Genomic DNA, 24,805 nt, shown 5'->3' with positions numbered 1-24,805 from the left:
CGGCTAGCGGGCTCGGCAACACAATTGAAGGGTTTTCGTACAACAATCGTACGAACCCCCCTTTAAATGCGGGTACAAACCTTGCCGCGCACGCGCCCTGACGAGGCTCTGACCCGTGGACGACTCATCGGTTCCGGCAATATTCAAAGCAAAAAAAGGCCTGAAACAGGCCTTTCCATACAGCATCGGAGCTCAGCGCTTAGTCTTGCGCTTGTTGCGATATTGATCGATTACTACCGCCGCTACAATGATCAGGCCTTTGATAATGTCCTGAACATAGGCGTCCACGCCAACAAAAGTGAAACCGCTGGCCATCACTCCCAGAATCAGTGCGCCAATCACCGTGCCAGTGATTCTGCCCACCCCGCCAGCGAGGCTGGTGCCGCCGATGACCGCTGCGGCGATCGCATCCAGCTCATAGGACATCCCCATCCCCGCCTGCCCTGTGGCAGCACGCGCAGAAGCAACGACTCCCGCCAGTCCGGCCAGAAGCCCGGCGATGCTGTAGACAATGATCAGGTGTCGCTTGACGTTGATTCCGGAAGTCCGAGCCGCCTGCATGTTGCCGCCGATGGCATAGGTGTATTTGCCGTACTTGGTGTAGCGCAGGGCAATGTGAAAGATCACGGCGACCACCAGAAAGATAAGCACCGGCATCGCGCCCTGCCCGATGGCCGTGTAGGAATCAGAGAGCATGCTGACCGGCTGGCCTTCGGTATAGAAGCGCGCCAGGCCGCGCGCGGAGACCATCATGCCCAGCGTGGCGATGAATGGCGGGATCCCGGTAATCGCAATGATGCTGCCGTTGATCGCGCCAGCCAACAGCCCCACCCCCAGCCCGACCACCACCGGTATCCACACTGGCAGGTCGGTCAGCGACGGAAAGACTGCGCGGGTATAGTCCGAGGTTTGTGCCAGGCTCGCGGCAATCATCGCCGACAGCGCCAGCACCGAGCCGGAAGACAGATCGATGCCTGTCGTGATGATCACTTGGGTCACGCCGATGGCCAGCAACCCGATGATCGAAACCTGAAGAATCATCAGTACCAGGCGCTGGGAATTGAGCAGAAAACTCTGGTCGCGGACGATCCAGCCAAACATCTCGAAAACCAGCCCGATGCCGATCAATACCAGAAAGATACTGAGCTCCGTCGGCAGACGTCGTTTGCCTCTGGCAGGCGCCAGAGCTGGTTTATTTTGCAGAATCGCGTTGCTCATGTTCGTTACCCTCTTGTTCTTCTTTTACCGAGCGCCATATCGCGAACTCAATGAACCCGATGCCCAGAGGCCAGGTGCATGACTTTTTCCTGGGTTGCCTCATTGCGATCAAGGATCCCCATCATCTCTCCCTCATGCATCACCATGACCCGGTCACTCATGCCCAGCACTTCTGGCAGCTCCGAAGAGATCATGATCACCGCCATCCCCTCGCTGGCCAGCAGCGAGATCAGCCGATAGATTTCCGCCTTGGCTCCTACGTCGATGCCGCGTGTGGGCTCGTCGAGAATCAAGACTTTGGGATTGGTCATCAGCCAGCGCGCCAGCAACGCTTTCTGCTGGTTGCCGCCGGAGAGCGTGTCGATGCACTGCTCCAGCGAAGGGGTTTTTACCCGCAGCTTCCTGCACATCTCTTCGCACAGGGTACGCAAGGCCTTTTGCTGCACGAAGCCATTGCCTGCGTAGTTGGCCAGCACCGCCATCTCCATGTTTTCCATCACCGACAGGCACGGAAACAGGCCAGTCAACTTGCGATCCTCAGTCAGCAGGGCAAACCCCAGTTCGATGGCCTGGTGCGGATCGCCAATTCGCACTGTCTTGCCCTCGAAGAGAATCTCGCCGCTGTCGGCGGGGGTTATACCGAACAAGGTCTCGGCCACATTGGTTCGTCCCGACCCCATCAGGCCGGCAATGCCAAGGATTTCACCGGCGCGCAGGTCGAAACTTACGCCCTGGAAGATGCCTTTCAAACCCAGGCCCTTGACAGAAAGCCTTACATCGCCTGCCGGCTGGTCACGCTGGGGGAACAGTTGGGTCAATTCACGACCGACCATCATCGAGATCAGGCTGTCGCCGTCCATGCTGTCGGCGCGCTGCAGTCCGATGTAGGCCCCGTCGCGAAACACGGCAACCTCATCGGCGATCTTGAACACTTCGCTCATCTTGTGAGTGATATAGATGATGCCTTTACCCTGCGAGCGCAGGTCGGCAATGATCGAAAAAAGGTGAGCCACTTCGGTTTCAGTAATGGCCGAGGTCGGCTCGTCCATGATCAGCACGTCCGAGTTGTAGGAAACCGCCTTGGCAATCTCCACCATCTGCCGCTCGGCGATGCTCAGGTTGCCAACCAGCTCTTCGGGATCAAGCTTGATGCGCAGGCGCTCCAGCAATTGGGCAGTGCAGCGGTGCATCTCCCGGTGATCGACCATGTGCAGGCTGTTGAGCTGCTCGCGGCCTATCCAGATATTCTCGGCAATACTCATGAACGGCATCAGGTTGAGCTCCTGATGGATCATGGCAATGCCGGCCTGCAGGGCCGAAAGTGGCGTTTCAAAGCTAACCGGCTCGCCACGCAAGCGGATCTCGCCCGAGTCCGGCTGGTAGATGCCAGCGATGATTTTCATCAGCGTCGACTTTCCGGCTCCGTTCTCGCCCATCAGCGCCAGCACGCTGCCAGGGCGCACTCGCAATTGCACGTCATCGAGCGCAATGACGCCGGGGAAAGCGTTGCTGATATGGCTGATTTCCAGCAGATAAGGGTGCTGGGTATCCGGCGTGGCGCCATGCACATCGATGGACGGCAGGTCGCCGGACGCGGGCGGACTGACAGTGGCAGAACCGAACATGATCACAACTCCTCAAGCGGCAGCCTGCGGGAGGGCATTTCAAGCGCCTCCCTGGCCTGCCGGCTGTTGTTATTTGAAGGTGGCGACGTTTTCAGGCGTAATCAGGCGATAAAGAATGACAATTGCCTGGGGCTCGACCTTTTCCTTCCTGGCCATTTTCACCGCTGCATCGATTGCACCATCGGCCTGGCCCTTGGCGTCCTGAAAAACGGACGCTGTCAGGTCGCCTTTTTCGATGGCGCTGATCCCGTCTGGCGTACCGTCGACTCCGGCGACAAATACAGTGCCCTGCTTGACACCCGCCTGCTTCAGCGCCAGCGCGGCACCAATGGCCATTTCGTCGTTGTTGGCCAGTACCGCATTGAACTTGCGGCCTTGAGTGAGCCAGTCATTGGTCAGGTCCATACCCTTCTGACGCAGCCAGGTGCCGGTCTGCTCCTGATCTATCTTGATATCCGGGTATTTCGCCAGCACTTCCTTAACGCCTTTGGTACGGTTCAGCGTGGAATTGTTGGCCAGATCACCCAACAGAATCACGACGCTACCCTTGCCACCCATTTTTTCGGCGATGAACTGCGCTTGCAGTCGGCCAGCCTCGGTATCGTCCGAGGTGACCGTTGCGACGCCTTCAGGCAGTTTCACCTGATCAGGGCGGCGGTTAACGTAGACCAGCGGAATACCGGCAGCGACTGCAGCCTTGGTGATGCTGGCGGTCGCTGCCGTGTCCACCGGGTTGACGATCAGGGCATCGACCTTCTTGTTGATGAGTTCCTTGACCTGATCGAGCTGCTTATTGACGTCCGCACGGGCATCGACAAATTGCAGCGTCACGCCTCCGGGCATGGTTTTGGCCTTGGCGCCCATGTCCTCGCGCAGGTAGGTCAGCCAGGTGTCGTCAAACTGCGACATGGCAACCCCGACCTTGATATCAGCCAGTGCCGCACTGCTGCCGAGCATCAGGACCAGCGCGAGGGAGGTAAAGCGAACCTTGGTATTCATAAGGGTCTGTCTCCAAATTCTTGTTGTTATCGGGGCTTGGCAAAGACGTAGAACGGTGCAACCCGTCAACGGGGCAGGCGAACTCCGGTCGCACCGGGAATGCAGAACAATTGCGCGTCCTTGTGCTGCACGCACATCCCACGGGCAACGATCGTAAGAAAGTGCTCCATGGTCCGAATCCAGAATGACGGGGTGGCAGAACGCTTGGCGGTGAGGCCAGAGGCAGGGGTTTTCATCGACAGTACCTATCTTTTGTTTTGTTTTTGTTGGCGTGTTTCCCATGGCCTGAAAATGATTTCAGACCCGGGTGATTCGATAGTCGGTAACCTGAAAAAGACTCTATTGGAAAATATTTTCCAATTCAACAAATTTTAGAATTTTATTCCATTTCATTTATTGTCGGGCCGAAAATGACAAAGCCTGACGGGTATCAGGCGTCAGGCTTTCGTGAGCGGAAATTTCAGTGGCGGGATTGCGCGACAGCAGGCGAGTCCATAGCTATTACCGTCGCAGTTGCTACAGCGCCACAATCCGTCCCTCCTTTGCGCTCAGGCGTGCGGCGTCCATTACCCGCGCTGATGCTATCGCGTCATGAGGATCGACCGGATTGGCACCCTGCTCGTCTATTGCACGCTGCAATTGCTGGTAGAACTCGAGCCAGCAGCCGCGCTCCGAGGGCACTCGTTCACGATGATCACCGTGTTCGAACCAGCCCCAACGCCTGTGCTCTTCAACGCCCCAGCGTTCGCCCTCGGAGCGCGGCGTCAGACCGGCAAACGCCGCCTCCTCCTGACCGTCAAGGCCGTCGACGCTGTAGCAGCCTTTCGATCCGCTAACTCGAAAACGCGGCTTCGGGCTGCTTTGCAGGCAACTCCCGGACAGGTGCGAAACCACGCCGTTGGTATGGGTCAGTACGACGAAAAACGTGTGATCCAGCTCGTCGTCCGCGCTGGCGAAGCGCAATTCGCCATATACCCGCTCGACCGGCCCGAACAGCACCAGCGCCTGATCCACCAGATGACTGCCCAGGTCGCGCAACATGCCACCACCGCTGGCCTTGCCGACGGAGCGCGGCGAATAGCGCTCGATACTTGACTCGAACCGGCTGATCTCGCCCAGCGCGCCGCTGTCGATCAATTTACGCACCGTGAGGAAGTCGGAATCCCAACGCCGGTTCTGATAAACGCTGAGCAATACTCCACGCCTTTCGGCAGCCTCCACCAGCTCACGCGCTTGCGCGGCATCGGCGGCGAAAGGCTTATCGCTGACCACCGCCACGCCCAGCTCTATAGCCTCCAGAATCAGCGCTCGCCGCGATGCCAGCGGTGTTGAAATAACCACCACATCGACCCCGGCGGTCACCAGTTCGGCAAGCGTGTCGAACGTCGCCACGCCGGGATGATCCTTGGCCACGCCCTGCTTTCGTTCAGGCGAACGGGTAACGACGCCTGCAAACGTGGCACCGGGCACACTTGAAATCAGCGTCGCGTGAAAGTAACGCCCCCCTTTGCCGTAGCCCACCAGCCCTGCTCGCATGGATATCTCCTGTGGTCCATGATCCTCAGGCCGCAGCCATCGGTTGTGTGTTCGGTGCAACCGTATCAGCGCAGCAACTCGCTTTTGACCCGCTCAAGCATGAATCGGCTCGACTCGTCGGCGCGCTCTTCCCAGGCAAATACAGCCATCGTGGCGATGCCGTCGAACTTCATGTCTCTCAACGTCGAGAAAAACGCCTCCCAGTTCACCTCGCCCTGACCGATATCAAGGTGCTGATGCACCGTCGCCGTCACGCCGGGCGGGTTGACGATGTAACGCAGGCTGGAAGAGGCGCGGTGATTATAGGTGTCGGCAATGATCAGGTGGGTGAGCCTGTCGCCGGCATAGCGCAGCATGGAGGCGATATCTCCCACGCCGTCATCGTAGAAAAACGTATGGGGCGCGGCATACAGGTAGTTGATCCAGTCACGATCAAGCCCGCGAATGATGTCCACCGACTCGTTGTTGCGCTCACAGAAGTCATAAGGATGCGCCTGAATATCGAGCTTGATGCCTTCGCGCTCGAAATGCGGCATCAGCTCGTCCATCGACTTCATGAACTGGTTCTCGCAGATCAGCGCATGATCCGACTGCCCGCTGAACTCGGTATTCATAAGGTCACAGTCCATTTCCACCGCAACCTGAATGGCACGTTTCCAGTTGCGCACTGCAGCAATACGCAAGTCTTCGTCGGGCGCTGCCCAGTGATACAGCGGCAACAGCGAAGAAAGTTTCACACCTGCATCGCTAAGGGCTTTGCGAAACTCCCTGATGCGTGCGCGATCCACGCGGGGATACTTGTAAAACGGCATGAAATCTTCACGCGGCGACAGTTCTATATAGTCGTAACCCAGCTCCGCGGTTTTATCGACCATCGCCCCCAAGGGCAGATGGCGGTACATGTATGGGTCCAGTGCGATCCGCATGATGCCTCCCTGTTACTTTTGACGAGAGATGTTCCCGTGGCTGAAAAATCTGTCAGGCGTAGAACGCCGGACGTACTTCAAGGGCAATCGGCACAACTGCGCCGTTGTTCTGCGCCAGCACGCAGGCATCGGCCGCTACGGCAGCCGCATAGCCGTCCCAGGCAGAAGGGCCGTAGATCGTTCCTGCCTTGACGCCGTCGATGAAGTCCTGCAGCTCGACGTCATAGGCAGCAATGAACCGGTCTTTCCAGTCCATCAGAATCGCGTTGGACAATTTGGCTTCACTGCGCATCTGCACCTGAGAAGGCTCGGGCAGTCTGGCGATGCCGCTCTCGCCGACCACCTCGCACTGGATGTCGTAGCCATACTGGCAGTTGACGAAGACCTCGACGTCGATGCGCGTGCCTCTGGCGGTCTCCAGCATCACGATCTGCGGGTCTTTCATGTGCGCCAGGGCCTTGCCGGTCTTGCGCGGAAAAACCACCTGTGCAGACACATAATCATCGTCGAGCAGCCAGCGCAGCACATTGAGTTCGTGAATAAGGGTGTCAGTGATGGCCATATCGGTCTTGTAATTCTCGCCTACGCGCGGGTTGCGGTGGGCGCAATGGAGCATCAGCGGCTCGCCGATCTTGCCGCTGTCGATCACCGCCTTGAGGGCGCGATAGCCCTGATCATAAGGCCGCATGAAACCCACTTGCACCAGACGCCTGCCACTGGCGATCTCGGCTTCGACAATATGCCGGCAGCCTTGAGCCGTCACTGCCAGCGGCTTTTCGCAGAACACCGGCTTACCTGCAGCGATGGCCGCCAGCACGTACTCTTCATGGCTAGGCCCCCACGAGCAAACCAGCACTGCCTCGACATCGGGCGCCGCGATCAAAGCGTGCCCGTCGGCATACACTTCGGCGCTGATGTCGAGGTCGCGCACAACTTTTGCAGCCTGCTCCAGATTGATGTCGGTGACGGCCACCACCTGACTGCCGACCAATGTCTTGCTGCAACGGCGGATATGATCCTGACCGATTGCGCCTGTACCAATCACGCCGAGTTTCAATGCCATGTTCGTATTCCTTTTTGTTATTGGATGTTGCCGTGAGCAGGTCACGGGCCATGAACGCTAAAAAGTGATCAGTACTGGCGCGCCTTGGCCAGCTCGCGGTTGAGTTTTTCGTACACCTGAGCGGTGGTACCTGTGGTGGATACTTCGGCGACACCGACCCGCCACCACGACAGGTACTTGTGAATCATGGTCTTGGGCAGCACCTTGATATCGATCAGCGTCGAGACCGTCTGGAGCCGGGCATCGGCGAGCGCCTGATGCAACTGCTCGGCAGTGCTCACCTTGTAGGTCTTGCAGCCATAAGCCGCCGCGCTCATGGCAAAATCCACCGGTACGAAGTCGCCATCGAGCTTGCCGGTCTCCGGGTTGCGGAAACGGAACTCGGTGCCGAAACTGTTCATTCCGTGTTCCATCTGCAAATTGTTGATGCAACCGAAGGTCATGTTGTCGAGCAACACAACGTTGATCTTGCGGCGCTCCTGAATCGAGGTCGCCAGCTCCGAATGGAGCATCATGTAAGAACCATCGCCGACCAGTGCGAAGACTTCCCGGTGCGGCTCGGCGAGCTTGACGCCGAGCGCAGCATTGACCTCATAGCCCATGCACGAGTAGCCGTATTCAACGTGATAGGTATCGACCCCGGTGCTGCGCCAGGCGCGTTGCAAGTCCCCCGGCAGGCTGCCCGCGGCGGCAACGATTACCGCGTCGGCCGGCAGGTTGCGGTTGAGAATGCCCAGCACGCCGCTCTGGGTCAGGCACGAACCGGTCAGCTCAATGAAGTCGCGCAGCACGGCCGGGTCCATGTGGTCGTTGATTTCAGGCACGAAGCCTTCGCTCTGATACTCCACCGCATACAGCCGATCCACTTCGGCATCCAGTTGCGCACGCGCGGTCCGCGGCGCATCGCCCCACGCAGCACGATAACCGCTGGCCTGCAGGCTTTCGGTCAGTGCCTGCAAGGCCACCTGCGCATCGGCCAACAACTGCACGCCGTCCAGTTTCTGTACATCGAAAGCGCCAACATTGAGGTTGAGAAACTGTACATCCGGGTTCTGGAACAACCATTTCGACGCGGTGGTGAAATCGCTGTAGCGGGTGCCTACGCCGATGATCAGATCGGCTTCCTTTGCCAGTTGATTGGCCGCCACCGTGCCGGTTTCGCCGATCCCACCCATGTTCAACGGGTGCGCCGAGACGATGGCGCTTTTACCTGCCTGGGTTTCCGCAAACGGGATGTCGAAGCGCTCTGCAAAGGCTTGCAACGCTGCAGCTGCGCCTGAATAACGCACCCCGCCACCGCAGATCAGCAAGGGCTTGCGCTTGCTGCCGAGCAAGGCCAGCGCATCGTCGAGCATCGCCTTGCTTGGCGGACGACGATCAATACGGTGTACGCGTTTTTGCAGAAAGCTGTCCGGGTAATCGTAGGCTTCGGCCTGAACGTCCTGGGGCAGTGCCAGGGTCACTGCACCTGTCTCGGCCGGGTCGGTCAGCACGCGCATGGCGTTGAGCGCGGCGCTCATCAGCTGCTCGGGGCGGTTGATACGGTCCCAGTACTTGCTCACGGCCTTGAAGGCATCGTTGGTGCTGATGCTCAGGTCGTGAAATTGCTCGATCTGTTGCAGCACCGGGTCAGGCTGGCGGCTGGCGTAGACATCGCCGGGCAACAGCAGCAGCGGAATCCGGTTGGCAGACGCCGTTGCAGCCGCAGTGATCATGTTGGCCGCCCCCGGCCCTACCGAAGAGCTGCAGGCGTAGATTTTGCGACGCAGATGCTGTTTGGCAAAACCGATGGCAGCGTGGCACATGCCCTGCTCGTTACGGCCTTGATGCACCACCAGCTCACCGCTGTCCTGCTCCAGCGCCTGGCCGAGGCCCAACACATTGCCGTGGCCGAAGATGGTAAAAATGCCCGCGACGAACTTGCTCTGTACGCCGTCAACTTCGACATACTGATTATCGAGAAACTTCACCAGAGCCTGGGCCATGGTCAGTCGGGTTGTACTCATGTTGGCACCTTGTTCTTGTTTGAGGTGGCCTGAATAGGCAGAAAATCAATGGCGTTGGGAAACGGCTTGTGACAAATGCGTCATGCTTACCGAGATCGCCTGGGGAATATCGTCCAGCGCATGAACGCTTTCGGCGAACGGTTCAAACGACAGATGTCCTGAATAGCCGCTGTCCAGCAACCTTTCGATCTGTGCAACGTTGCCAAGAATATCAGCCTCGCCAACCAGCACGCGGTGACCGTCGCGAATGCTGTTGAGCGGCGCCTGCGCGTCCTCGACACCGGAGATATGCACCAGCCCGGTCAGCTCCGGAAACAGCTCGACCTCACCCGCCAGATGGTGATGAAAGGTGTCGTGAACCAGACGGTAGACATCCAGCCCGCCAACGGCCTTGATTGCATCCACGGCCTGACGCTTGAAGCGCAGCGAGCACTCCTCGAAGCCCAGCGGCTCGACGAAACCCAGAACCCCGTACTCACGAAGCATCGGCGCCAGCGCGGTCAGCGCGGTGCGCAACCCGGAAGCACGCTGCGCCCCGTTGCGCGTGTCGGCACGGTCGTTGAGCGGGCACAACACCAGCCCCTTCGCACCGCAGGCGCGAGCGTACTGCGCCAGTTTTGTCGCCTGGGCACTGCGCTCGTCATTCCAGACATCGAACGGGTACAGCGCATTGATCGAAAGAACCTGTACGCCTTTGGCAGCACAAAGATCAGCAACGACCTCTGGCGCAGTGCCGTCCTCGATCTCGATGCCCTTAAGGTCGTTGCGGATCTCGATGGCGTCGGCACCCAGCTTTACAGCCAGATCGACAAATTCCTCAAGCGACAGGCGTGGCGCGACCATTCGATTAAGGGCGAAACGCAGTGGATGACTCATTGTTATTGTTCTCCGCACATTCCATTGATGGGTGAAAACTATTTGGCGGTCGGCATGCTGAACTCCGGCCCTTTGGCGATGCTGTCCGGCCAGCGCTGCATGACGCTTTTGTAGCGGCTGTAGAAGCGCAGCCCTTCTTCGCCGTAGGCATGGTGATCGCCGAACAGCGAACGCTTCCAGCCTCCAAACGAATGCCAGGCCATAGGTACCGGAATCGGCACGTTGATCCCGACCATGCCGACCTTGATGGTCCTGGCAAATGCACGGGCCACGCCGCCATCGCTGGTGAAGCACGACACGCCATTGCCGAACTCATGCGCGTTGATCAGCTCTACTGCGCTGGCGAAATCCGCTACATGCACGATGCCCAGCACCGGGCCAAAGATTTCTTCCTTGTAGATCTGCATTTGCGGCGTGACGTTGTCGAACAGCGTTGCCCCGACAAAGAAGCCCTGCTCGGCGCCCGGCACACTGAAATTGCGACCATCGACAATCAGCGTGGCACCTTCTTTCACACCCTGATCGATGAAACCCTCGACCTTGGCCTTGTGTACGGCGGTGACCAGCGGCCCCATATCCGAATCGGCCTGCATGCCGTTGCCGACCTTGAGCCGTTCGATGCGTGGCAGCAGCTTGTCGATCAGACGCTGGCCCACGTCGCCCACTACCACGGCAACGGAAATGGCCATGCATCGCTCGCCAGCCGAACCATAGGCAGCGCCGATCAAGGCATCGGCGGCCTGATCCAGATCGGCATCGGGCATCACGATCATGTGATTCTTGGCCCCGCCAAGCGCCTGCACGCGCTTGCCGCGGGCAGTGCCCTGTTGATAGATGTATTCGGCAATCGGGGTAGAACCGACGAACGAAATCGCCTCGATATCAGGGTGCTGGAGCAAGGCATCGACCGCCACCTTGTCACCCTGCACCACATTGAACACGCCGTCGGGCAACCCGGCCTCTTTCAATAGCCGCGCCATCAACAGACTGGCTGAAGGGTCACGCTCGGACGGTTTGAGAATAAAGCAGTTGCCGGTCACCAGCGCCATGGGGATCATCCACAGCGGCACCATGACCGGGAAGTTGAACGGCGTGACCCCGGCGCAGACGCCCAGAGGTTGGCGCAGGTTCCAGTTATCGATACCGCCACCGATGTTGTCACTGAAGTCACTCTTGAGCAGGCTCGGCGCGCCGCAGGCAAATTCGACGATTTCTATGCCGCGCACCACTTCACCGCGCGCATCGGAGAGCACCTTGCCGTGTTCCCGGCAGATTATCTGCGCCAGCTCGTCGTGGTGTCGATCGAGCAATTCCTTGAACTTGAACATCACCCGCGCTCGGCGCAAAGAAGACTGATCGGCCCAGCCCGGAAACGCCGCCCTGGCTGCTGTAACTGCTTCATCCACTGTCTTGACACTGGCCAGCGCGACGCGCGACTGAACCGTGCCGACTGCCGGGTTGAAGACGTCGCTGAAACGCTCGCCATCGCCGTCATTCACGTGCCCGTTGATGTAATGGCCGATCACCGGTGACTCGCTCATCTGCATGACTCCAAAGAAAAGGGGGATTAAAGATCCAGCAGCCAGCTGTGCTGCGGATCGTTATGGAACTGCCAGGCACGCGTCGGGCCGGCCATCACGTTCAGGTAATACGATTCATAACCGTAAGGCACGGACACCGGGTGATAGCCCTTGGGCACTGTCACCAGGTCGTTGTTTTCCACGGCCATGGCCTGATCAATACTGCGGTCGTCGGTATAGACGCGCTGGAAGACGAAGCCCTGCGGCGGGTTGACCATGTGGTAATAGGTTTCTTCGAGAAAACTCTCGTGCGGCAGGTTGTCTTTATCGTGCTTGTGCGGCGGGTAGCTGGAGGAATGCCCCGAAGGCGTGCGCACCTCGACCACCAGCAGCGAATGGGCCGGCTCGCTGTCGGGCAGAATGTCGCACACGTATCGGGTATTGGCCCCTTTGCCGCGCACGCTGCGTTTCATGCTGGCAGGCTGAATCAACCGGGCCGCAAGCTGCTTGCCGGCATCGCCAGGGGCGCTGCACACAGCCAGATGAACCGACCCACGGGCGACGAATTCGGCCCGGCTGTGCGGCGGCAGGTAGACCGCAAACGGTGATTTCTCTTCGAACACTGACTGCCTGTCGCCGATATCTTCCCAATTGAACGCGCCCTGCCCCGGCGCCTCGCCGCTCACACTGACGTGCCCGGCAAGCACTACCACGCACACTTCATGCTGTTCGGTGTTCAACGGCAGGCGTTCTCCACTCTCCAGACGGTAAGCCTTGAAGCCCACGTATTCGAGGGTGCCCGGCGCAAGTGCAACAATGTCTCGGCCGGCAGGTTTGCTTTTGGTCAGCAGACTCATGAATCAATCCTCCTTATCAGGCATCGGCCAGCAATTGGCGCAAGGTGTCATAACCTTTTTTGGCATAGGCGTAACTGGGCGCAACCGCCGGATCCTGTTCAGCCTCGACGACCAGCCAGCCGCTATAGCCAGCCTGCAATAACACGTCGAGCAGTGCCGCAAAATCGATGTCGCCGTCACCTGGCACAGTGAACGTGCCGTTGATGATGCAGTCCGGAAAGCTCCAGAGATTGTTGCGGGCCAGTTGTACGACTGGTTTGCGCACGTCCTTGAAATGCACGTGGCAGACCCGTTTTATGTGCTTGCTCAGCACCTGCAAAGGCTCGCCACCGCCCATATAGCAATGCCCCGAATCGAACAGCAGGCCGACTTCGCTGCCGGTCAGCGCCATCAGCTTGTCGATATCCTGAGGCGATTCGACGTAGGCCCCCATGTGGTGGTGATAGGCCAGACGCACTCCTCGGGAGAGCGTGTAGCGCGCCAGCTCGGTAAGCTTGTCAGCGTATTCGCGCCAGGCCTGATCGGTGTGAAAGCGCGGTCGTTCGACCAGCGGGATGCGTTGCCCCTGAATGGAATCGGCCACCTCGCCGTACACCAGCACCGACGCGCCGTTTTCGGCGAGCAAGTGCACATGCGGGCTGATGGCCTCGATTTCTTCAGCCACAGAACGCTGTGCCAGACGACTCGAATACCAGCCGGACACCAGCGCCAGGTCGTAGGGCCGCAGCACATCACCGACGCCCTTGGCGTCCTTCGGGAACTTGCCGTTGAGCTCAAAACCTTCGTAGCCGATGTCTTTACCTTCGCTCAGCGCGGTACTCAAGGGCGTTTCTCCCCCCAAGGCCGGCAAATCATCGTTGCTCCAGGAGATCGGGTTGATACCAATGCGGATCTTGGGCGTGGAAACTGAAACAGGCATGGCTGCACCTTTCTTGTTGTTATCGCTGCATCAATAAATTCAGGCGCGGCTTTCGCGCCAGGACTCGATCAACCAGTTGAAAGTACTCTGCACCCGGCTGACCAGCGTTGCATCGTCGATTTCCCCAGCCATCCAGGCCCGGCTTGGCTCACGAAAGATCGTCCGGCCAACGGCAAACCCCTTGCAGACGCGGCTGTTGCGAGCCTGGGCAAAGCCGGCCGCCAGTTCTTCGACCGGGGCATTGAGCCCGAGCAGCACGATGCCGCGACAGTACGGATCACGCTGCTCAATCAATTCGTCCAGCTGCTGCCAGACAGCGGCACTCTGCGCCTCGATTTTCCACCACGCCGGATAAATGCCCAGGTTGTACAAGCGCTTCATCGCTCGGACCATCACATCCGGATGAGGCGACGGGTGCTCCTTGGGCGGAATGATTTCAAGCAGCAACTCATGGCCGCTGACGTTCGATGCGTCATACAGCGCCTTGATCTGCGCTTCCTGTTCCAGACGCAGCATGGGTTCGTCATCAGGATGGTATTGCACCAGGCACTTGATGATCTGTTCCTGCGGCCAGTTGATCAGGTTGCTGCCGATGGAGCGGCCGTGCTCGAACGCTAGCGGTCTTGAGCCCTGCACCTCCACCGGGCGCGCCAGCCACCAGCCACGACCGGTGGCAGCGTTGAGCGAGTCCTGGCCAAAGCGCTGATCGGCAAGCAGCCCGACATCGGCTTCGATACCGCGCTTGCGCAGATCCGCCTCGACGTGTGCGACCGATTGCACAAACAGTTGCTTGAGCTGACTGATACTGTCCAGGTCACGCCCGGCCTGCTGCGCCAGTTCGACCAACTGACCGCGATGATCAAAGGCGAAGATGAACAGTTGTTTCCACTGCCTGCGCGGCACGCTGACCCGGTGCAGGCGCTGCAGAACGACGTCCTGATCAGGGCGGGTAACGGGTTCAGCGCTGCTGAACAGGTAGTCGAGTTCGGCGAGCGTGGGCATCGCCGGGGCGCAGGCATGGCGCGAGACCACCAGCCCGCCGCAGGCATTGGCCAACTGGCAGCAACGCTCATCGCTGGCGTCCTTGAGCCAGCCACTCAGAAAACCGGACATGAACGCGTCACCGGCACCCAGGACATTGAGCACCTCCACTCGCACACCGGGATAAATCGCGCCATCTTCGAGACGTGCTGGAATGGCTCCGTGAATGACCGTGCAACCTTGCGGGCCGAGCTTGACCACCAGCGTTGCAGCAGTCAATTCACGCACGGTGCGCAGTGCGCCGAGCAAATCGGTCGAGCCACCGGCAATCAAAAACTCTTCTTCGGTGCCGACGATGAGGTCGAAACGCGGCAGGATACGCTGCACATGCTGGCTGACCCTGTTGTCGGCGACGAACCGCGTCTCGCCATCGGCTTTGCCTGCAAGCCCCCAGAGCACCGGCCGATAGTCGATATCCAGAACCCGTCTGACGTTGTGTTTCTCAGCATAATCCAGCGCCTGGCTGCTGGCCTGGAACACCTGATCAGTCGAAAAATGCGTGCCGGTAATCAGCAACGCCTTGCTAGATGCTATTTGCTGCTCGTCTATGTCTTCGGCGCGCAGGGCCATGTCGGCGCAATTTTCGCGGTAGAACACCAGCGGAAAGGTTTCGCGGTCCTTCAAGCCAAGCAGCACCATCGCGGTGAGACGCTCGGGGTCGCATTTGATGGCGCTGACGTCACAGCCTTCCCGCGCCAGCGACTCGACCAGAAAACGACCCATGTGGTCATCGCCTACCCGGCTGAGCATTGCTGACTTGAGGCCAAGTCTGGCGGTGCCAAACGCGATATTGGCGGACGAACCACCGAGGTATTTGGCAAAACTGGAGACATCTTCAAGTCGTGCGCCCACTTGCTGCGCATAGAGATCGACGCCCAAGCGTCCAAGGCAGATCAGATCCAACTGACGCCCGGTGGCAAAGCGAGTCTGGCCCATGGTGGCTCCTGTTATTTTTATCAGCCTGCAGCGCATGCATGGGATGCACGATCTGCCTGTGTGAATGCAGCCTAAAACGTCGCGGGGCATCAATCAATATTTATTCTATATTTATTTTTTGTGGAATATTTTTTCTATAGATTGGTGCAACTGCTGGCGCGGTGTAAGGACAGGTAGGATATAGTCGCTGTTGCCTGCCAGAAGCAGCTCCATCAGCAGGGCGCGGTCTCGACCCGGTGCTCTGAACGAACAAGCAGAAAGGATGTGACTATGACCAGCGCCGACCAGCCCACTCTGTCCGAGACGAGCGTCGACGTTCCGCCGACCAGCGCCGAAGCCCTGCTGCGCATGATTACCGATGAGTACGACGGTCTGCCTCGCCAGCTAAAGCGCATTGCCAGCTACATGAGCCAGCAGAGCGACCGCATCATGGTCGACCGCATAAGCGATATCGCGCGTGAATGTGAGGTTCATCCTTCAGCCATCGTGCGCTTTTCCCAGCGTTTCGGGTTCAGTGGCTTCAGTGAAATGCAGGCGCTGTTTCGTGAGGCCTACACCCACAAGACCACGCCGGTGCAGAACTACCAGCAGCGTATTCGCAGCATGATTGCCAACAAGTCGCAAAAAGCCAGCGCGGGCGATCTGGCACGCGAATGCGTCGATGCAACGCTGTCCGGGCTCGAACGTCTGAGCGCAGAGCTGGATGACGTCGAGTTCGAAAAGGCCGTAGACCTGGTGGTCAATGCCGACAACATCTATGTGGTGGGAGTAAGGCGTTCATTTGCAGTGGCGGACTACCTGGTCTACAACCTGCAGCACACCAACAAGCGTATTCACCTGATTTCGGGCCTGGGCGGCAGCTACCGCGAGCAGATGCGCAGCGTGCGCGCCAATGATCTGGTGATTGCGATCAGTTTCACGCCCTACGGCAAGGAAACCCAGCATTGCCTGCGCATCGCCCAGCATCACCAGGCCAAGACCCTGATCATCACCGACAGCAACCTGTCGCCACTGGCCAAACGCGCCAATTCGGTGTTGCTGGTCAACGAAGGCAGCTCGTTTGCCTTCCGATCACTGAGCGCAACCCTGTGCCTGTGTCAGGCGCTGTTCATCGCAGTGGCGTATCGCCTGGAGCTGAAGGTGGACGAAATCCACGAGCAGGTCGGGTTTGACGATTGAGGGCTGGGATCCGCCTGAATACAGGCCCGGAAGGAAGTAACCACGGCAGCTAACCGCAATGCCCACACCTTCCGGGCAGAAGCCTGACTTCAACTTTGGGACTTGGCTTCTTCGCCCATGCGTTGCTGGTTCTTCTCGCCCATTTTCTTCGCACGTTTTTCCAGCACCAGATAAACCACCAGCGCCAGCAACAAAGGCAGCAGGAAGTAGATAGCGCGGTAGCCGATCAGTGCGGCCAGCATGCTGCCCTTGGAAAACTGGTGCGCCAGCAAGGTGATGAACACTGTCTCCAGCACCCCGAGCCCGGCCGGGATGTGAGTAATGACACCTGCAATGCTGCTGATCAACAGTACCCCAAGGACGGCGGGGTAAAACGCGCTGTCGGGTAACAGGGTGTAGATCACCGCCGCCATCAACGACCAGTTCAGGGCACCCAGGCTGGCTTGCATCAACGCCTGCTTCAACGAAGGCAGATTGAATTCCTGTTTACGGATCGTCCACGAGCGCCGCCTGGAAAACCGGCAAGCCAGCAAGTAGGCAAAGCACACTGCCAACAGCCCAAAGCCGATCAGTTGCAAGGTCGTGGAACCGACGGACCATTCTTTGGGCAATTCCAGAAAGCCCATTGAAAACACAAAACCGGCCAGCAGCATGTAACCCAGCCAGTTGGTAATCAGGCTAAGACTCAGAATTCGGGTAATGGTCGAAACTTCCAGCCCCAGTCGGGAATACAACCGATAACGCAAAGCAATCCCACCCACCCATGAGCTGAGGTTAAGATTGAACGCATAGCAGACGAACGTGACCGGGACGATCTGCTTGATCGACAATTTATGCCGCGTGTAGTAACGCGCCAGTATGTCAAACCCGCAATAGGTGGCGTAGCTGGCAAACGCGACGACAGAGGCGATGATCAGGGTGCTGGCCTTGTAGGATGCCAGCGCTTTCTTGACCTCTTGCCAGTCGAGGTTCCTGACCAGCATGAACAGCAATACCGGCACCGCAATGAAGAAAAACAGATTGAAGATCCGTTTTGCCCATTTCCATTTGGTCTTCTGCGCGCTCTGCGGCGCAGCGCTTGCGGCCTGGGTCATGACGTTTTCTCCTGATCCAGTTCATGAAGGTTCTGATGCTGTTCGATAGCCTTGGCCTCAGGCACTACATCGCCAGCGCGCAGCGGTTTGAGACGTACCCCGTGAACCGGAAACAGCCCGGCAATCGCCGGAAAACGGCGCAGGAAAAAGAAGCTCAGCACGATCATCGGCGCCCGCCACCACTGGCCACGAGCAGCCCCTTTCAGGCTCATCTGGGTGCTGTGCGCTGCGGCAAGCTCCATCAGATGATCCTGCAGACGCTGATTGAGCTCAGGGTCACGGATGACCAGATTGGCCTCCAGGTTCAACGCCAGGCTCAACGGGTCGAGGTTGCTGGAACCCACCGTCAGCCATTCCTCGTCGATCAACGCGACCTTGCCGTGCAGCGCACGCTGCTTGTACTCGTGAATGACCACCCCGTCGCGCAACAGATAGGTGTAGGTCAGACGCGAGCAGACCCGCACGAACGGCATGTCCGGCTGACCTTGCAGAATCAGCGTGACCTTCACGCCGCGTCGCGAGGCATTGCGCAGCTCACGCAAAAACCGATAGCTTGGGAAGAAATAGGCGTTGGCGAGGGTAATCCGCTGGGTCGCGCCACGAATCGCCTCGAGGTACTGTTCTTCGATGTCAGTGGTGTGCTCGCCATTGTCGCGTTCGGCAAGCAGCATACTGGCATTGCCTGCACGATCCAGCTTGAGCGGTATCGGCGTCAGCTTCGACCGGACCGCGTCACTGAGCATGCTCATGGCGCTCTTGTGGATGTCGCCGACAATCGGACCGCGCACCAGAACGGCGTAGTCCTGTTTGGCGGTAAGGCCGGTGTCGGTCATGTGATCGACGCTGTAGTTGATGCCGCCGATAAAACCCAGTTCGCCATCAATAACCACTACCTTGCGGTGCAGACGCCGGAACAGGTTGGTACGCATACCCATGAAACGCGGGCGCGGGTCGAACAGCTGAATCTGGATACCGGCATCGATCATGGTTCTGACAAACGTCGAACTCAGGTCCGAAGTACCGTAATCATCAACCGTGACCACCACTTTCGCACCATTGCCGGCAGCTTCGAGCAATGCCTGCTGCAACCCCTCGCCGATCCGGTCTTCAAAAATAATGAACGTCTCGATCAACACTTCTTTGCGAGCAGCGCGGATACACTCGAATACGCGGGCATAAAAGTCTTCGCCGTTAATCAGCAACTCCACGGAGTTGCCGTCGCGCCACTGCCCTGTCTTGTTGGTCATAAGGTCAACTCCACTGCCAGGGGTGCATGATCGGAAAGATGAGACCACGGCCGGCTGGACAGCACTTTCGGGCTGTGGGACGTCGCATTGCGGACGTAAATCCGGTCAAGCCGAAGTAACGGCCAGCGCGCCGGAAAGCTTTTCGCTGGCGCGCCGAAGCGCTCTACAAACACTTCATGCAACCCCGTGCCGTGCAGAAGTGCATCGGCGCGCTGGCGCCAGTCATTGAAGTCTCCGGCCACAATCACCGGTTCGCCCTCTGGGAGACGTGCCATCAGCTCGGCGAGCAGTTTCAATTGCTGGCGCCGATGGCTTTCAAACAGCCCTAGATGGACGCAGACAGCATGCACGTGGCCATGGTTCGGCACATCCAGAATACAGTGCAGCAAGCCTCGCTGCTCGGTGCCATCGATGGATATGTCGAGGTTTTCGTGCTGGATGATCGGGTATTTGGATAACAGCGCGTTACCGTGATCGCCGTCCGGATACACCGCATTGCGGCCGTAGGCAAAATCGCTCCACATGGCGTCGGCGAGAAACTCGTATTGCGAAATCGTTGGCCAGCCTTTGACACTGCGGGCATGGCTCTGTTGTTCACCATGTACTTCCTGAAGAAATACGATATCGGCCGATACACTGCGCACAGCTTCGCGCAACTCCGGAAGAATGAAGCGGCGATTGAAAATGCCAAAGCCCATGTGCATATTCATGGTCAGTACATTCAATGAAACACTTGCCGACACCGGCGTCGCCGGGCCGAAGGGCGTATTGGCACTGGTCAAGACTCGCTCCTGGGTGAATAGTCACGTTATATGAAGCCACCCATGAGCACAGGTTCCATCCCGTCACGCCCCTGCTGCTTAATTGCCATATTCAACATTCAATGCATCACGCAGCGGAGCTGCAATAAATCGGGCCATAATGCAACGCATGCCCCGACCTGCGGCCTAAGCTGTCTACCAAGCCTGTAAAAGCAACAAGGAATTCAACCGTGGATGCACCGACTTCTCAACGTTACAGCCCTAGAGCACGATGGCTGCACTGGATCATGGCGGTCCTGATTGTGCTTGCGTACACGCTGATTCTGAGCCGCACCCAGTTCGGCAAAGGCTCCGAGTACCGCCTGCTGGTCGTACAAAGCCATTTCTGGGTAGGCATTCTGATTCTGGTCATGGCGTTCTTTCGTGTCGCCGAGCGTCGACGCCATCGTCCGCCCGGCATTACACCACCGCTGGAAGGTGTGCTGCGCCTGGCAGCCTCCCTTTCACATTACGCACTGTATGCGTTTCTGTTCGCGCAACCGGTGCTTGGCCTGTTGACGGTCATGGTGGAAAAAGGCGCGCTGCCTGTTCCGCTGACCGACCTGCAGATTCCCTGGCCGCTGCCGACCTCTGACCGCACCGCCGAGACGTTCGAAGACCTGCACAAGTTGCTGGGCTCGATCTTCTACTATGTCATCGGGCTGCATGTGATTGCCGCGGTCTGGCATCACTTGGTGCGCAAGGACAACACCCTCAAACGCATGCTGTGAATCAGGACGCGGAAAGAACCCGGGCAAGTGTTGCTTTCACCTTGCCCATGCCGTCCCGCAGAGCCTGTTCGATCTCAGCCATGGTAATGACCGTGGTCGACTTTCCTGCCGCCGGGTTCACCACCAGCGCCAGGCAGGCATATTTAAGCTCCAGTTCACGTGCCAGCGCAGCCTCCGGCATGCCGGTCATGCCGACGATATCGCAGCCATCGCGCTCAAGGCGGATGATCTCTGCAACGGTTTCCAGGCGTGGTCCCTGAGTGCAGGCGTAGACACCCCGGTCCGAGAATGCGCAACCTTCTGCCGCCAGCGCTGCAATCAGTCGCGCGCGCAGTGCTTCGCTGTAGGGGTAGCTGAAATCGATGTGGGTAACCGTTTCCAGGTCATCGGCAAAGAACGTGTGCTGGCGACCGCTGGTGTAGTCGACCAGATCATGTGGCACACAAAAATGCCCGGTGCCCATTTCCGGGTGGATACCGCCCACCGCATTGACCGCCAGAATCGCTTCGGCGCCCGCCTGCTTCAAGGCCCAGATGTTGGCCCGGTAGTTGACCTGATGCGGCGGCAGACGGTGCGGATGGCCATGACGCGCCAAAAACATGACCTCACGGCCAGCATAGTCGCCGATCTGGATCTCACCGGAAGGCGCGCCGTATGGCGTGTTGGTCGGCAATGACTGCCGAATGTTCAGACCTTCCAGTTGGGTCAGGCCGGTACCGCCAATAATCGCGTAAACAGTCATCGCAAATCCTTAATCGATCAGTTGAGCAGCGCGCAGCGCCTGAAGCGCCGCCAGCCAGCGCGGGTGTTGTCGATAATCGGTGCCGGCGGTTGCCTGCCCACGCATGCGGGCAATGCGCGGCGACGGTTTGACCTTCATGCGTTGCGCCGCGCCAAGCGCGAGTTCTGCGGCCGCACGATCATTGCAGACCAGGCCCATGTCGCAGCCGGCCGTTAGCGCTGCCTCAATACGGCTGGCAGCATCGCCAACGACGTGAGCACCGGCCATCGACAGATCGTCGCTGAAGATAACACCGTCGAATTTCAGTTCGTCGCGCAGGATGTCCTGCAGCCAGCGCCTTGAAAAACCGGCGGGCTGCGAATCGACCTTCGGGTAGATGACGTGGGCTGGCATCACCGCCGCCAGTTGCTGGCTCAAGCGCGCAAACGGCAGCAGATCATTGGCGCGAATCTGCTCCAGACTGCGCTCGTCAGTCGGAATGGCCACATGAGAATCAGCTTCGGCCCAGCCATGACCGGGAAAGTGCTTGCCGGTCGCCGCCATGCCTGCCGAGTTCATGCCACGAATGAAGGCACCTGCCAGCAACGCCGCACGCTCGGGATCGCCTTCGAAGGAACGCGTGCCCACGACAGCACTGCGCTGGTAATCCAGGTCCAGCACCGGCGCAAAGCTCAGGTCGAGCCCGACCGCCAGCACTTCGGTCGCCATTACCCAGCCACAGTGCTCAGCCAGCGTGACAGCATCGGGCTTTTCGGCAATGGCACGCATCGGCGGCAGACGCACAAAGCCTTGACGCAGCCGCTGGACCCGACCGCCCTCTTGATCCACTGCCAGCAGAAGGTCGGGGCGAACGGCGCGTATGGCTGCGCTCAGCTCCCGAACCTGACGTGGATGCTCAATATTGCGAGCAAAAATGATCAAGCCGCCCACTTCGGGCTGGCGCAGAAACTGACGGTCTTCGCTGGTCAGCCATGTGCCGGCGACATCAACCATCAGGGAGCCTTGCAGGCCAGAACTCATAGAAAAACCCTTACACACCAGTGCCTGTTTTCAATCCGCGCATGGTGCTTGATCCTGAAGCCTGACGCAATGCAGCCGGGCAGTAGCGGTTCAGGCCTTGGCAGGCGCAGGAGCGTTGGCGCTGCTCTTGGTACGCGGCTTGAGCTGGGCGGCAATCATAGCCGGGTCGCTGACGCCGGTGTCGGCGCGCATCCCTGCTGCCAGAAACGGCACCATCAGGCGCATGACCTGCTCTATGGAGGTGTTGACGCCAAAATCAGTCTCGGCGATAGCGCGCAGGGCCTTGATGCCGGACATGCTGAACGCAGCAGCCCCAAGCATGAAATGCACCCGCCAGAACAGCTCGATAGGAGGGATCCGCGGAGCCGCTTCATTGACCAGTGTCATGTAGCGACGGAATACCTTGCCATACATGTCTTCCAGGTAGCGGCGCAAGTGGCCCTGGCTCTGGCTGAAGGCAAGCCCCAGCAAACGCATGAAAATCGACAGGTCATTACCACTGCGCGGCTGCACGACGAGTGCCTGCTCGACGAGGATTTCGAGCAGCTCTTCCAGGCTGGGGTTGTGCCCGGGACTGGCCTGACGCCGCTCCAGCTCACGATCGAGGCTGATGCAGAATGGGCCGAGAAAACGCGAGAACACCGCTTGAATCAGGGCCTTCTTCGACCCGAAGTGATAATTCACCGCTGCCAGATTGACCGAAGCCTTGCTGGTGATGAGACGCAAGGATGTTTCAGCGAAACCTTTCTCTGCAAATAGCTGCTCTGCAGCATCAAGGATGCGTTCAACGGTTTCCGACTGGGCCATGGCTCTCTGCCTAACAAACGAACGTTTGAAACATACGTATCAGGCGGTCTGCTTGTCAAGCAGACCCGTCCACTTTATGGCCGAACAGTCACAAAAACCAATATCAAGGGTATACCCGGCAGCTGGAAGCAGGCTGCCTGAGGATCAGTTACGCACCTGCCGGTATCACCGCTCGGCGGTGAAAGTGAAATGGGTGATTGCCAATGCGCTTTCACTGTATATAATCCCAGTCACTGTATAAAAAGCCAGAGCGCCCATCATGATAAAACTGACGCCACGCCAGGCCGAAATCCTGGGCTTCATCAAACGCTGTCTGGAAGACAACGGCTTCCCGCCGACACGTGCGGAGATCGCCCAGGAACTGGGCTTCAAGTCTCCCAACGCTGCAGAAGAGCATTTGAAGGCATTGGCCCGCAAGGGCGCCATCGAGATGACACCTGGCGCCTCACGCGGCATCCGCATTCCCGGCTTCGAAGCACGTCCCGACGACAGCAGCCTGCCGGTGATCGGCCGCGTCGCAGCTGGCGCACCGATCCTGGCTCAGCAACATATCGAAGAGTCCTGCAACATCAACCCGTCCTTCTTTCACCCCAGCGCCAACTACCTGTTGCGCGTACACGGCATGAGCATGAAGGACGTCGGCATTCTGGACGGCGACCTGCTGGCGGTACACACCACCCGCGAGGCCCGCAATGGCCAGATCGTGGTTGCACGAATCGGCGACGAAGTGACTGTCAAGCGCTTCAAACGTGAAGGCAGCAAGGTCTGGCTGCTGGCCGAAAACCCTGATTTCGCCCCTATCGAGGTCGATCTCAAGGATCAGGAACTGGTGATCGAAGGTTTAAGCGTCGGCGTCATTCGCCGTTAAGGAGACGTTATGCAGTTCCATCAAGCACCGCATTCGCAATTGCCACTGTTCGAGGCGTTTCTGGCTCAGCCCATCGCCCCAATGCTCACAGATTCAATCGAAACACCCTGGAGCCACGAGCCGGAAGTTTTCAGTGAGCTGTCCTTGCGCGGCGCGGCCGGGAACTGCCTCAACCTGCTGGCCCCTGTCCTTCGAGACTTGAGCGAAGAAACAGACGCTCGCTGGCTGACATTGATCGCTCCCCCTTCAAGCCTTACGCAGACATGGTTGCGCGATGCAGGACTTAATCGGGAGCGAATCCTGCTGTTACAGCCCCGTGGCACGCAAAGTGTGCTTGAGCTGACGCGTGAGGCACTTCGACTGGGACGTAGTCATACAGTGGTGAGCTGGATCAACCCGCTCGGCACATCGGCGCGCCAGCAACTGATCAGTGCGGCAAAAATCGGCGAGGCGCAAAGCCTGAACATCCGACTGGGCTGAAACGCCCGGTCAATGTTTTCGGGCCGGAATTCAGAGGTCAGTGCAAAACGTGAGGGCCGTCATCGGTCTCGATTTCGCCTTCGGCCAGACGCCCGGCCATCTGCACGCCCACACTCAGCATGGCTTTGGCGACTTCAACGTGCTGGCCTTGCATGAACGCTTTGGCATCCGCAGAGAAATCAAGCGTCACCAGTGAACCTTCGTCATCGGCACGACGCAGCTCGATACGTCCGTCAGGTAATTCGACAATTTCCAGAAAAGAAGTAGGCATTGGTACAGTTACTCCGCAATAGGCGGGCATTGTAACAGCCTGCC

General features: G+C 58.8%; 24 protein-coding genes. 4 read left to right on the top strand and 20 right to left on the bottom strand.

What is annotated here, in order from left to right; genetic code table 11:
- Positions 1–192: 192 nt before the first annotated feature.
- The 13 genes from ALO43_RS02040 to ALO43_RS01980 form a co-directional block, all read right to left on the bottom strand.
- Positions 193–1,218: an ABC transporter permease gene (locus ALO43_RS02040; protein ID WP_024671008.1), complete on the bottom strand. Its 1,026-nt coding sequence runs from the start codon at positions 1,216–1,218 to the stop codon at positions 193–195.
- A 47-nt stretch (positions 1,219–1,265) separates the two neighbouring features.
- Complete coding sequence (locus ALO43_RS02035; protein ID WP_054997033.1) at positions 1,266–2,843, bottom strand: sugar ABC transporter ATP-binding protein; 1,578 nt, start codon at positions 2,841–2,843, stop codon at positions 1,266–1,268.
- 69 nt (positions 2,844–2,912) lie between these two features.
- Positions 2,913–3,842: a sugar ABC transporter substrate-binding protein gene (locus ALO43_RS02030; protein ID WP_054997032.1), complete on the bottom strand. Its 930-nt coding sequence runs from the start codon at positions 3,840–3,842 to the stop codon at positions 2,913–2,915.
- Positions 3,843–3,907: 65 nt separating this feature from the next.
- The gene (locus ALO43_RS29845; RefSeq protein ID WP_155490479.1) at positions 3,908–4,078 is read right to left on the bottom strand and encodes a hypothetical protein; all 171 of its coding nucleotides are present in this window, start codon (positions 4,076–4,078) and stop codon (positions 3,908–3,910) included.
- 280 nt (positions 4,079–4,358) lie between these two features.
- Positions 4,359–5,378: a Gfo/Idh/MocA family protein gene (locus ALO43_RS02020; RefSeq protein ID WP_024671010.1), complete on the bottom strand. Its 1,020-nt coding sequence runs from the start codon at positions 5,376–5,378 to the stop codon at positions 4,359–4,361.
- 65 nt (positions 5,379–5,443) lie between these two features.
- Positions 5,444–6,304, bottom strand: coding sequence for a sugar phosphate isomerase/epimerase family protein (locus ALO43_RS02015; protein WP_054997030.1), 861 nt, complete (start codon positions 6,302–6,304; stop codon positions 5,444–5,446).
- A gap of 52 nt (positions 6,305–6,356) precedes the next feature.
- Positions 6,357–7,367, bottom strand: coding sequence for a bifunctional inositol 2-dehydrogenase/D-chiro-inositol 1-dehydrogenase (gene iolG, locus ALO43_RS02010; protein WP_054997029.1), 1,011 nt, complete (start codon positions 7,365–7,367; stop codon positions 6,357–6,359).
- A 68-nt stretch (positions 7,368–7,435) separates the two neighbouring features.
- Complete coding sequence (gene iolD, locus ALO43_RS02005; protein WP_024671013.1) at positions 7,436–9,373, bottom strand: 3D-(3,5/4)-trihydroxycyclohexane-1,2-dione acylhydrolase (decyclizing); 1,938 nt, start codon at positions 9,371–9,373, stop codon at positions 7,436–7,438.
- A 45-nt stretch (positions 9,374–9,418) separates the two neighbouring features.
- On the bottom strand, positions 9,419–10,249 hold the full coding sequence (locus tag ALO43_RS02000) for a TIM barrel protein (protein WP_053479677.1): 831 nt from the start codon (positions 10,247–10,249) through the stop codon (positions 9,419–9,421).
- A 38-nt stretch (positions 10,250–10,287) separates the two neighbouring features.
- On the bottom strand, positions 10,288–11,790 hold the full coding sequence (locus tag ALO43_RS01995) for a CoA-acylating methylmalonate-semialdehyde dehydrogenase (RefSeq protein WP_005890501.1): 1,503 nt from the start codon (positions 11,788–11,790) through the stop codon (positions 10,288–10,290).
- A gap of 26 nt (positions 11,791–11,816) precedes the next feature.
- Positions 11,817–12,626, bottom strand: coding sequence for a 5-deoxy-glucuronate isomerase (iolB, locus tag ALO43_RS01990; protein WP_005890499.1), 810 nt, complete (start codon positions 12,624–12,626; stop codon positions 11,817–11,819).
- A 16-nt stretch (positions 12,627–12,642) separates the two neighbouring features.
- Entirely contained in the window at positions 12,643–13,545 is a 903-nt protein-coding gene (gene iolE / locus ALO43_RS01985; protein WP_005890497.1) for a myo-inosose-2 dehydratase, read from the bottom strand.
- Between the two features lie 39 nt (positions 13,546–13,584).
- A complete protein-coding gene (locus tag ALO43_RS01980) occupies positions 13,585–15,522 on the bottom strand; it encodes a bifunctional 5-dehydro-2-deoxygluconokinase/5-dehydro-2-deoxyphosphogluconate aldolase (protein ID WP_024689751.1) in 1,938 nt (645 codons plus the stop codon).
- Positions 15,523–15,792: 270 nt separating this feature from the next.
- Here ALO43_RS01980 and ALO43_RS01975 point away from each other — a divergent pair, with 270 nt between their 5' ends.
- Positions 15,793–16,701, top strand: coding sequence for a MurR/RpiR family transcriptional regulator (locus ALO43_RS01975; protein WP_005890493.1), 909 nt, complete (start codon positions 15,793–15,795; stop codon positions 16,699–16,701).
- Between the two features lie 89 nt (positions 16,702–16,790).
- On the opposite strand, the gene ALO43_RS01970 is transcribed toward ALO43_RS01975, so the two are convergent.
- Genes ALO43_RS01970 through ALO43_RS01960 form a run of 3 tightly spaced genes read right to left on the bottom strand, consistent with a single transcriptional unit; the run spans position 16,791 to position 19,824 of the window.
- Positions 16,791–17,795, bottom strand: a complete 1,005-nt coding sequence (locus tag ALO43_RS01970) for a lysylphosphatidylglycerol synthase domain-containing protein (RefSeq protein WP_024689752.1) — start codon at positions 17,793–17,795, stop codon at positions 16,791–16,793.
- Positions 17,792–19,042 (bottom strand): cardiolipin synthase ClsB, encoded by a 1,251-nt coding sequence (gene clsB, locus ALO43_RS01965; protein WP_024671018.1) that lies wholly within the window; start codon positions 19,040–19,042, stop codon positions 17,792–17,794. The genes ALO43_RS01970 and clsB overlap by 4 nt, the downstream gene beginning before the upstream one ends.
- Positions 19,039–19,824, bottom strand: coding sequence for an endonuclease/exonuclease/phosphatase family protein (locus tag ALO43_RS01960; RefSeq protein WP_005890487.1), 786 nt, complete (start codon positions 19,822–19,824; stop codon positions 19,039–19,041). The genes clsB and ALO43_RS01960 overlap by 4 nt, the downstream gene beginning before the upstream one ends.
- A 209-nt stretch (positions 19,825–20,033) precedes the next feature.
- On the opposite strand from ALO43_RS01960, the gene ALO43_RS01955 reads away from it, so the two are divergent.
- A complete protein-coding gene (locus tag ALO43_RS01955) occupies positions 20,034–20,573 on the top strand; it encodes a cytochrome b (protein WP_024671019.1) in 540 nt (179 codons plus the stop codon).
- Between the two features lies 1 nt (position 20,574).
- Here the strand turns inward: ALO43_RS01955 and ALO43_RS01950 are convergent, their stop codons facing one another.
- The 3 genes from ALO43_RS01950 to psrA form a co-directional block, all read right to left on the bottom strand.
- Complete coding sequence (locus tag ALO43_RS01950) at positions 20,575–21,315, bottom strand: S-methyl-5'-thioinosine phosphorylase (RefSeq protein ID WP_053479671.1); 741 nt, start codon at positions 21,313–21,315, stop codon at positions 20,575–20,577.
- A 9-nt stretch (positions 21,316–21,324) separates the two neighbouring features.
- Positions 21,325–22,335: a beta-N-acetylhexosaminidase gene (gene nagZ, locus ALO43_RS01945; protein ID WP_024671021.1), complete on the bottom strand. Its 1,011-nt coding sequence runs from the start codon at positions 22,333–22,335 to the stop codon at positions 21,325–21,327.
- Positions 22,336–22,425: 90 nt separating this feature from the next.
- A complete protein-coding gene (gene psrA, locus ALO43_RS01940) occupies positions 22,426–23,142 on the bottom strand; it encodes a transcriptional regulator PsrA (RefSeq protein WP_024671022.1) in 717 nt (238 codons plus the stop codon).
- Between the two features lie 259 nt (positions 23,143–23,401).
- On the opposite strand from psrA, the gene lexA reads away from it, so the two are divergent.
- Both lexA and sulA read left to right on the top strand, forming a co-directional pair.
- A complete protein-coding gene (lexA, locus tag ALO43_RS01935) occupies positions 23,402–24,010 on the top strand; it encodes a transcriptional repressor LexA (RefSeq protein WP_003315796.1) in 609 nt (202 codons plus the stop codon).
- A gap of 9 nt (positions 24,011–24,019) precedes the next feature.
- Positions 24,020–24,490, top strand: a complete 471-nt coding sequence (gene sulA / locus ALO43_RS01930) for an SOS-induced cell division inhibitor SulA (RefSeq protein ID WP_053479668.1) — start codon at positions 24,020–24,022, stop codon at positions 24,488–24,490.
- 37 nt (positions 24,491–24,527) lie between these two features.
- Here the strand turns inward: sulA and ALO43_RS01925 are convergent, their stop codons facing one another.
- Positions 24,528–24,761, bottom strand: a complete 234-nt coding sequence (locus ALO43_RS01925) for a hypothetical protein (protein ID WP_005890475.1) — start codon at positions 24,759–24,761, stop codon at positions 24,528–24,530.
- Between the last annotated feature and the right edge of the window lie 44 nt (positions 24,762–24,805).

The sequence above is a fragment of the Pseudomonas tremae genome, assembly GCF_001401155.1.
Lineage (GTDB): Bacteria > Pseudomonadota > Gammaproteobacteria > Pseudomonadales > Pseudomonadaceae > Aquipseudomonas > Aquipseudomonas tremae.
Note: the sequence above shows the minus strand (reverse complement) of the source record. Positions and strands in the feature narration are given on the sequence as shown.

What these genes read in the sequence shown, in the direction of transcription:
- ALO43_RS02040 (WP_024671008.1), bottom strand. Translation starts at nt 1,218, where the DNA reads ATGAGCAACGCGATTCTGCAAAATAAACCAGCTCTGGCGCCTGCCAGA.
- ALO43_RS02035 (WP_054997033.1), bottom strand. Translation starts at nt 2,843, where the DNA reads ATGTTCGGTTCTGCCACTGTCAGTCCGCCCGCGTCCGGCGACCTGCCG.
- ALO43_RS02030 (WP_054997032.1), bottom strand. Translation starts at nt 3,842, where the DNA reads ATGAATACCAAGGTTCGCTTTACCTCCCTCGCGCTGGTCCTGATGCTC.
- ALO43_RS29845 (WP_155490479.1), bottom strand. Translation starts at nt 4,078, where the DNA reads ATGAAAACCCCTGCCTCTGGCCTCACCGCCAAGCGTTCTGCCACCCCG.
- ALO43_RS02020 (WP_024671010.1), bottom strand. Translation starts at nt 5,378, where the DNA reads ATGCGAGCAGGGCTGGTGGGCTACGGCAAAGGGGGGCGTTACTTTCAC.
- ALO43_RS02015 (WP_054997030.1), bottom strand. Translation starts at nt 6,304, where the DNA reads ATGCGGATCGCACTGGACCCATACATGTACCGCCATCTGCCCTTGGGG.
- iolG (WP_054997029.1), bottom strand. Translation starts at nt 7,367, where the DNA reads ATGGCATTGAAACTCGGCGTGATTGGTACAGGCGCAATCGGTCAGGAT.
- iolD (WP_024671013.1), bottom strand. Translation starts at nt 9,373, where the DNA reads ATGAGTACAACCCGACTGACCATGGCCCAGGCTCTGGTGAAGTTTCTC.
- ALO43_RS02000 (WP_053479677.1), bottom strand. Translation starts at nt 10,249, where the DNA reads ATGAGTCATCCACTGCGTTTCGCCCTTAATCGAATGGTCGCGCCACGC.
- ALO43_RS01995 (WP_005890501.1), bottom strand. Translation starts at nt 11,790, where the DNA reads ATGAGCGAGTCACCGGTGATCGGCCATTACATCAACGGGCACGTGAAT.
- iolB (WP_005890499.1), bottom strand. Translation starts at nt 12,626, where the DNA reads ATGAGTCTGCTGACCAAAAGCAAACCTGCCGGCCGAGACATTGTTGCA.
- iolE (WP_005890497.1), bottom strand. Translation starts at nt 13,545, where the DNA reads ATGCCTGTTTCAGTTTCCACGCCCAAGATCCGCATTGGTATCAACCCG.
- ALO43_RS01980 (WP_024689751.1), bottom strand. Translation starts at nt 15,522, where the DNA reads ATGGGCCAGACTCGCTTTGCCACCGGGCGTCAGTTGGATCTGATCTGC.
- ALO43_RS01975 (WP_005890493.1), top strand. Translation starts at nt 15,793, where the DNA reads ATGACCAGCGCCGACCAGCCCACTCTGTCCGAGACGAGCGTCGACGTT.
- ALO43_RS01970 (WP_024689752.1), bottom strand. Translation starts at nt 17,795, where the DNA reads ATGACCCAGGCCGCAAGCGCTGCGCCGCAGAGCGCGCAGAAGACCAAA.
- clsB (WP_024671018.1), bottom strand. Translation starts at nt 19,042, where the DNA reads ATGACCAACAAGACAGGGCAGTGGCGCGACGGCAACTCCGTGGAGTTG.
- ALO43_RS01950 (WP_053479671.1), bottom strand. Translation starts at nt 21,315, where the DNA reads ATGACTGTTTACGCGATTATTGGCGGTACCGGCCTGACCCAACTGGAA.
- nagZ (WP_024671021.1), bottom strand. Translation starts at nt 22,335, where the DNA reads ATGAGTTCTGGCCTGCAAGGCTCCCTGATGGTTGATGTCGCCGGCACA.
- psrA (WP_024671022.1), bottom strand. Translation starts at nt 23,142, where the DNA reads ATGGCCCAGTCGGAAACCGTTGAACGCATCCTTGATGCTGCAGAGCAG.
- lexA (WP_003315796.1), top strand. Translation starts at nt 23,402, where the DNA reads ATGATAAAACTGACGCCACGCCAGGCCGAAATCCTGGGCTTCATCAAA.
- sulA (WP_053479668.1), top strand. Translation starts at nt 24,020, where the DNA reads ATGCAGTTCCATCAAGCACCGCATTCGCAATTGCCACTGTTCGAGGCG.
- ALO43_RS01925 (WP_005890475.1), bottom strand. Translation starts at nt 24,761, where the DNA reads ATGCCTACTTCTTTTCTGGAAATTGTCGAATTACCTGACGGACGTATC.